This is a genomic window from Streptomyces sp. NPDC058632 (genome assembly GCF_042717095.1).
Classification (GTDB): domain Bacteria; phylum Actinomycetota; class Actinomycetes; order Streptomycetales; family Streptomycetaceae; genus Streptomyces.
This window is the reverse complement of record NZ_JBHXQZ010000210.1, coordinates 1-1449: the sequence shown is the minus strand read 5'-3', so window position 1 is coordinate 1449 and position 1449 is coordinate 1. Positions and strand designations below refer to the sequence as shown.

Sequence of the window (1449 nt, the reverse complement as noted above, 5' to 3'; positions counted from 1 at the left end):
CGACTACATCATCCCGTCCATCATGTGACCTCACAGAAGGCGCTCTCACCTGGGAAAACAAGGTGTGAGCCACACAGCCTCACAGCCGGGCGGGCCCGTACCTCACAGCATGGGGTGCGGGCCCGCCCTCCGTCTTGTGACGTCACGAGTCCACGAGTCCATGACGTCATCACTCGTTCGAGCGAAGCCCACCCGCACACCCTTGCCCAGGGTGCACGATGGCCTCAGCTCGTACCGCCTCTCGGAAGGAACCCCGCTATGCCAGCGTCTCCGGTCTACGTCCTGGTCCACCCCGACGGCCGTGCGGAATGGGGTGACCAGATCTCCACAGCCGAAAAGGCCCTGGGCCCTCACGGCATCGGCAGAGCGTTCCTCACCGACGACGCGCGTCTGCGGATCGCCACCTCGGACTGCGCCCTCCTCCTGCGCGAGGAGTACCCGGCGAACCCCTTCGCTTCGGCCGTCCTGGCCCACGTCGCCGGCATCCCCGCCCAGGTCGCCCCCGAGACCCGCGGACCCGTCGCCCTCTTCGGCTACGACAACCGCAACGAGTGGGACAACACCCGCCCCCTCTCCGACGACGAGCGCGCACTCATCACCGAGGCCCTGAGCATCGCCGGATGCACCGGCGATTGACCAAGTTCCCGTGCGGGACCACCCCCCGGGACCACCCCGGGACCACCGGGGTGGTCCCGGATTCTGAGGCTCTGACCTGCGGCGGGACCACCGGGACCACCGGGACCACCCTGGAGCTGTTCACCATCTCGGAAGAGAGTGGGACCACCCCCGGGACCACCCTGTCCCTGCCTGCTCCGGCGACGTCGCCGGAGCAGGCGTACGAGGAGGTTCCAGGGTTCACCGAGGCGCCGGCCCAGCGGGGCCAGGTCTCGGCTCCGGCCCGGATGTTCCAGAGCGGGGACGAGCGCCTGGACGTGCCGTTCCTCAAGCTGGCGATGAAGGCGAAGGGTCGTACCCAGACCGCGCTGGACTTCGGTGTCCTGGGCAATGGGTACGTGTACCTGCCCAACCACGAGCCGATCCCGGCCGCGCTGCCCGAGAACGTGGACCAGGTCCCGGAGCTGATGCGGCTGCACGGCCTGAAGACCCTGTGGGTGCACGAGGAGGCCGCGACCGCGCTGGGCCTGCCGACGTACGAGGACCGCGTGGCGGACCTGGTCGCCTATAAGGGCCCGCAGGGCCCGATGCCGCACCCGTGGGTGCAGCCGCGGCCCGGGGCGCCGGTGGAGGTCAAGGGCGAGGGCCTGTCCTCCTGGGTGACCCTCAAGGCCGAGGGCGGCCGGCGCCTGTCGCTGGCCTTCCCGCTCTACGACGACCGCTTCGACCGGTCCGACGAGCCCGCCCGTGGCGGGTGGGGCGGCGCCCCGACCCCGCAGGTGCTGCTGGACGCCCTGATGGTCTACCTGCTGGCCACCCGTCACGGCTCCGAGG

At 70.4% G+C, this 1449-nt stretch carries 2 protein-coding genes; both read left to right on the top strand.

Going from position 1 to position 1449, the window contains the following annotated elements; genetic code table 11:
- The first annotated feature begins 258 nt into the window (after positions 1 to 258).
- Positions 259 to 636, top strand: a complete 378-nt coding sequence (locus ACFWVE_RS35020; RefSeq protein ID WP_384023307.1) for a hypothetical protein — start codon at positions 259 to 261, stop codon at positions 634 to 636.
- Positions 621 to 1449 (top strand): hypothetical protein (locus ACFWVE_RS35015; protein ID WP_384023304.1); only part of this gene is annotated, 829 nt, incomplete at its 3' end. The genes ACFWVE_RS35020 and ACFWVE_RS35015, both read left to right, overlap by 16 nt.